Annotated in this window: 3 protein-coding genes; 2 read left to right on the plus strand and 1 reads right to left on the minus strand. The window is 41.9% G+C overall.

The window, feature by feature from the left end; translation table 11 throughout:
- On the plus strand, nt 1–1,363 hold a 1,363-nt coding region (gene guaB, locus B4F91_RS00855; protein ID WP_288635326.1), incomplete at its 5' end, for an IMP dehydrogenase.
- 96 nt (nt 1,364–1,459) lie between these two features.
- A complete protein-coding gene (guaA, locus tag B4F91_RS00860) occupies nt 1,460–3,037 on the plus strand; it encodes a glutamine-hydrolyzing GMP synthase (protein ID WP_024033152.1) in 1,578 nt (525 codons plus the stop codon).
- 153 nt (nt 3,038–3,190) lie between these two features.
- On the opposite strand, the gene B4F91_RS00865 is transcribed toward guaA, so the two are convergent.
- Complete coding sequence (locus B4F91_RS00865) at nt 3,191–4,789, minus strand: BCCT family transporter (RefSeq protein ID WP_055252828.1); 1,599 nt, start codon at nt 4,787–4,789, stop codon at nt 3,191–3,193.
- Nucleotides 4,790–5,510 lie beyond the last annotated feature (721 nt).

Below are 5,510 nucleotides of genomic sequence, written 5' to 3' on the forward strand. Positions count from 1 at the left end.
TGGTATCAAACTTAACTTGCCGCTTATTTCAGCATCTATGGATACTGTTACAGAAGCTCGTTTAGCTATTGCCCTCGCGCAGGAAGGTGGTCTTGGTTTTATCCATAAAAACATGACCATTGAAGAACAAGCGAGAAACGTACGTAAAGTTAAAACCTACGAAGCAGGTATTGTGTCATTCCCTGTTACTGTGTCTGCCGATTTAACCATTGCAGATGCGACGCTTCTTTCGCAAGAAAAAGGGTTCTCGGGATTCCCGGTTACTGATAGCGAAAATAACCTACTAGGTATTGTTACAGGTCGTGACATGCGTTTTGAAACGAAGCTTGAACAGCCTGTTTCTAGCGTTATGACTAAAAAAGACAAACTGGTAACGGTTCAAGAAGGCGCATCGCGCGAAGAAATCTTAGGTTTAATGCACGAACACCGCATTGAAAAAATCTTAGTGGTTGATGATGCGTTTAAACTAAAAGGCATGATCACCGTAAAAGATTACCAAAAAGCGCAAGACAAACCACATGCATGTAAAGACGAGCTAGGTCGTTTACGTGTAGGTGCTGCAGTTGGTGTTGGCGCAGGTACTGATGAGCGAATTGCTGCATTAGTAGAGGCGGGTGTTGATGTTTTACTTATCGATACTTCACACGGCCACTCGCAAGGTGTTATTGACCGTGTTTCTCAAACTCGTGAAACTTACCCAGATTTACAAATTATTGCCGGTAACGTTGCTACAGCCGAAGGCGCAATTGCCCTTGCAGATGCAGGTGTGGATGCGGTTAAAGTAGGTATTGGCCCAGGTTCAATTTGTACTACGCGTATTGTTACAGGTTGTGGTGTGCCACAAATTACGGCTATTTCTGATGCGGTAGATGGCTTACAAGGGCGTGACATTCCAGTTATTGCTGATGGCGGTATTCGTTTTTCTGGCGATATTGTTAAAGCATTGGTTGCGGGTGCATCGTGTGTAATGGTGGGCTCAATGCTTGCTGGTACTGAAGAAGCGCCAGGCGAAGTTGAACTTTACCAAGGCCGTTACTACAAATCTTACCGTGGTATGGGCTCATTGGGTGCGATGGATCAAAAAGAAGGTTCGTCGGATCGTTACTTCCAAAAATCTAACCAAGCTGACAAATTAGTACCTGAAGGTATTGAAGGTCGCGTCGCTTATAAAGGCCCAATTGCAACGATTATTCATCAGCAAGTGGGTGGCCTTCGTAGCGCAATGGGATTAACGGGTTGTGCCACCATTGAAGAGCTTAATACAAAACCGCAGTTTGTACGTGTTACATCTGCAGGTATGGGTGAGTCGCACGTTCACGATGTGCAAATTACCAAAGAAGCGCCTAACTACCGCTTAGGTTAAACAACACGTTTAAATTACGGGGCTGGAATTACCAGCCCTCTTTTATAGCCACTAAGCAAATTAGTGGAATCTAGCATCTACTTTACGAGATCCTTCATGAGCAAAGATATTCACGATTCACGAATTCTAATTTTAGATTTTGGTTCGCAATACACCCAATTAATCGCGCGTCGTATCCGCGAAATTGGCGTTTACTGTGAGCTGTGGGCATGGGATGTGACCGAAGAGCAAATTCGCGAATTTAATCCACAAGGTATTATTTTATCTGGTGGCCCTGAGTCAACCACACTAGAGAACAGCCCGCGTGCACCTGAATACGTGTTTAACGCTGGCGTGCCAGTGCTGGGTATTTGTTACGGCATGCAAACCATGGCAGCTCAACTTGGCGGCAGTGTACACAGCTCAGATAAAAAAGAGTTTGGTTATGCACAAGTAGAAAAAGTGGGTAACTGTGCATTATTCGATGCAATTGAAGATCATATTACCGATGGCGGCAACGGCGTTTTAGACGTGTGGATGAGCCACGGCGACAAAGTAATGGAAGTGCCGGCAAGCTTTAGCACCACAGCTAAAACACCAACGTGTCCGCATGCTGCTATGTCTAACGAAGAAAAACGTTTTTACGGCGTACAATTTCACCCAGAAGTAACGCACACTCATCAAGGACAACGTTTATTAGAGCGTTTTGCAATTGATATTTGTGGATGTGAAAAGCTATGGACACCTGCCAAAATTATTGATGATGCTATTGAGCGCATTAAAGAAACCGTTGGCGATGACGAAGTTATTTTAGGCTTATCAGGAGGTGTTGATTCATCTGTTGTAGCAATGCTGATCCACCGTGCAATTGGCGAAAACCTAACATGTGTATTTGTTGATAATGGCTTACTTCGCTTAAACGAAGGTCAGCAAGTTATGGACATGTTTGGCAATAAATTTGGCTTAAACATTGTTAAAGTAGACGCTGAGGAGCAGTTTTTAGCTGACCTTGCAGGCAAATCAGATCCAGAAGAAAAACGTAAAGCCATTGGCCATACGTTTATTAATGTATTTGATGAGCAAGCTAAAAAGCTTAAAAATGCGAAGTGGTTAGGTCAAGGGACTATTTACCCAGACGTAATAGAATCAGCCGCTTCAGCCACAGGTAAAGCACACGTAATTAAATCTCACCACAACGTGGGCGGCTTACCAGATGACATGAAAATGGGCTTAGTTGAGCCATTACGTGAATTATTTAAAGATGAAGTACGTAAAATTGGCTTAGAGCTTGGTTTACCGTACGACATGCTTTACCGCCACCCGTTCCCAGGGCCAGGTTTAGGTGTACGTGTACTTGGCGAAATTAAAAAAGAGTACTGTGATTTACTACGTCGTGCTGATGCTATCTTTATTGAAGAGCTACACAAAGCTGAGCTTTATCATAAAGTAAGCCAAGCGTTTACTGTATTCTTACCTGTTAAGTCGGTAGGGGTTATGGGCGATGCACGTAAATATGATTGGGTTGTATCACTACGTTGTGTTGAAACTATCGACTTTATGACGGCGCGTTGGTCACATTTACCGTATGAGTTTTTAGGTGTGGTTTCTAACCGTATCATTAACGAAATTGACGGTATCTCACGTGTTGTTTACGATATTTCTGGTAAACCACCGGCCACTATTGAGTGGGAATAACACCCGTTTTTACTAATGGTTAATGCCTTTTAGATAGCAAACATAGTTTTGTTATCTAGATAATAAAAAGTCCGCTTACACGGACTTTTTTTATGCCTAAAAACCGTTAGCTCTTGCCCACTAAACTCATTAAGTGAAGTGGGCTAAGCGGGTTTATTTTGCAGGAACGGGCGTAGGTTGCTCGGTTTCTGTAAGTAGCCCTTTAACTAGGCTAATACAGCCTAAAATTAAAATAATAGTAAAGGGCAGGGCGGCAATAATAGTAATGTATTGCAATGCTTGGATTGAATCGGTGCCACCAATCCACAGCATTAACATAGCAATAATACTGGCAATAACGGCCCATACTAGCTTTTGCTTTATAGGTACTTCTAGTTTTCCGCCTGATGTAAGGCTATCTATTACAATAGAGCCGGAGTCGAGGGTGGTAACAAAAAAGATAATTATTAACGCCACAGCTAAAAGAGAAAGCAGCGTACCAAATGCATAAGCATCTAGCATATAAAACAAGCTAAGCGTTACATCTGTAATACCTTGGTTTGCGCCAAGTACACCAACTTCATTTATAATTTGATCAATCGCAACACCACCAAAAACCGACATCCAAGCAGTAGTTACAAGAGTAGGAATGAGTAATACATACACTAAAAATTCGCGTATGGTGCGCCCTTTTGAAATACGCGCCACAAACATACCAAAGCAAGGTGCGTATGCAACCCACCACGCCCAATAAAACACAGTCCAGCCATGTAACCACTGCGTATCTTCTCGGCCTGTGCTGTAGCTTAGAGGAATGATATTTTTAACATAACCTATTACTGCTGTGTAGGCAGAATCAAGTACCGTGGTAAAGTTTAAAATAAACACTAAACCCAGAAACACAAAGGCTATGCCCATATTTATATTGCTTAGGAGTTTAACGCCACCATCCATACCGCGCACAATAGAGAGGATAGCCAAGCTCATAATTAATAAAATAATGCCTTGTTGTAATAATAAAGAGCTTTTAAAGCCGAGCACGTGGCTAATACCACTGGCAGCTTGTGCCCCGCCTAAGCCTAACGACGTAGCTAGACCAAAAAGGGTTACTAATACCGCCATTACATCGATAACATCACCTAACTTGCCCCATACTCTATCTCCTAAAAGCGGATAAAATATTGAGCGCATAGAAAGCGGTAAGCCTTTGTTATAAACAAAATAGGCTAGGCATAAAGCGGTCATACCGTAAATTGCCCACGCGTGCAGACCCCAATGGAAAACAGTAGCCCCTAAAGCCATTTCTCGGCCTTGCTCGGTAAAGGCTTCTGCATTAAGAGGCGTGCCAAACCAGTCGGTGTAAAAGGCGGTGGGCTCTGCCACGCCCCAAAAAATTAGACCAATACCCATGCCTGCAGCAAAGAGCATAGACACCCACGATAAGGTTGAATAGTCTGTAGTTGCTTTATCGCCGCCAAGGCGAATTTTACCCAGCGGTGAAGCGGCAATACCTACTGCAAACAGCAGTAATATATTGGCGCCCCACATAAATACGTAGTCAAAATTAGTTAGTGCGGCATTTTTTATTGAGTTAATCGCCTCTTTAGCTTCGTTAGGCGAGAGTGCAAGTAGAGTAATTATAAAAAGTAGAGATAGGCCAATAGAAACAGAAAATACATTAGTATGAATATCCATGCCCCATTTGCTAACGTTATCTTGTCCTACTTGGTAATCGGTTGAATCGATACTGTATTTTTTTGATTTAAACTTCATATAACACGGCGTGAACTACCAGCAACTGCCAATAGTAAAGCTCCTCCATATTTGCATTGTGAATGACCCGCGTAAGTAAGATACATGATGAAATATGCAATTAGGTGGTAATACCAATCGACTTAAATACTTAGTCTTTCTAGCGAGCTAAATAAAGCGCTAACAGCGTTATAAATTTCTCAGGTAGAGCAACTACATGTAAAAATTAATGCCTTGTAACCGCTCTATTTATCTGTCGCTATAAGCGACTAATAACTTAACACGATTGGTATAACGCGGATCCCCTAGACGCTAAATTGTATCATAAATGCTGCCAATGTTATTGACTTGTTTATGTATACAGCAACTCCACCAAGCTAAACCGCTATAAAAATAACTAACAGCAAGTGTAAATACATCATGCTAGCTAAAGTATTTAACACTTAAGAAGGAATTTACAGCATAGCGTTTGGGCTAAGCGTAGGTAAAAACAGTACCGCGGTTATTAAGCTCGCACGGTTTTAAAGCACACACTGCAGTTTTAATTACGCTAAGCTGAGCAGCATTTATTTTTTAAAGGTAAGTGCTGTTAAAGCTAAAGTGGCTTTACAGCGCTATTTAGCTTGCTAATTCAGCGTTTTGTATAATTAAAAGGCAGTTAAACTAAAAAGTTAATTTTTTACTTTACCTTTTCTAAAAGGTCTCTATAATTCGTCGACATTGCAGGGGCGTAGTTCCAATT

This window comes from Pseudoalteromonas sp. UBA6610 (genome assembly GCF_002433295.1).
Taxonomy (GTDB): Bacteria; Pseudomonadota; Gammaproteobacteria; order Enterobacterales; family Alteromonadaceae; genus Pseudoalteromonas; species Pseudoalteromonas atlantica.

Coding starts and splice junctions, on each gene's coding strand:
- guaA (WP_024033152.1), top strand. CDS start 1,460: ATGAGCAAAGATATTCACGATTCACGAATTCTAATTTTAGATTTTGGT.
- B4F91_RS00865 (WP_055252828.1), bottom strand. CDS start 4,789: ATGAAGTTTAAATCAAAAAAATACAGTATCGATTCAACCGATTACCAA.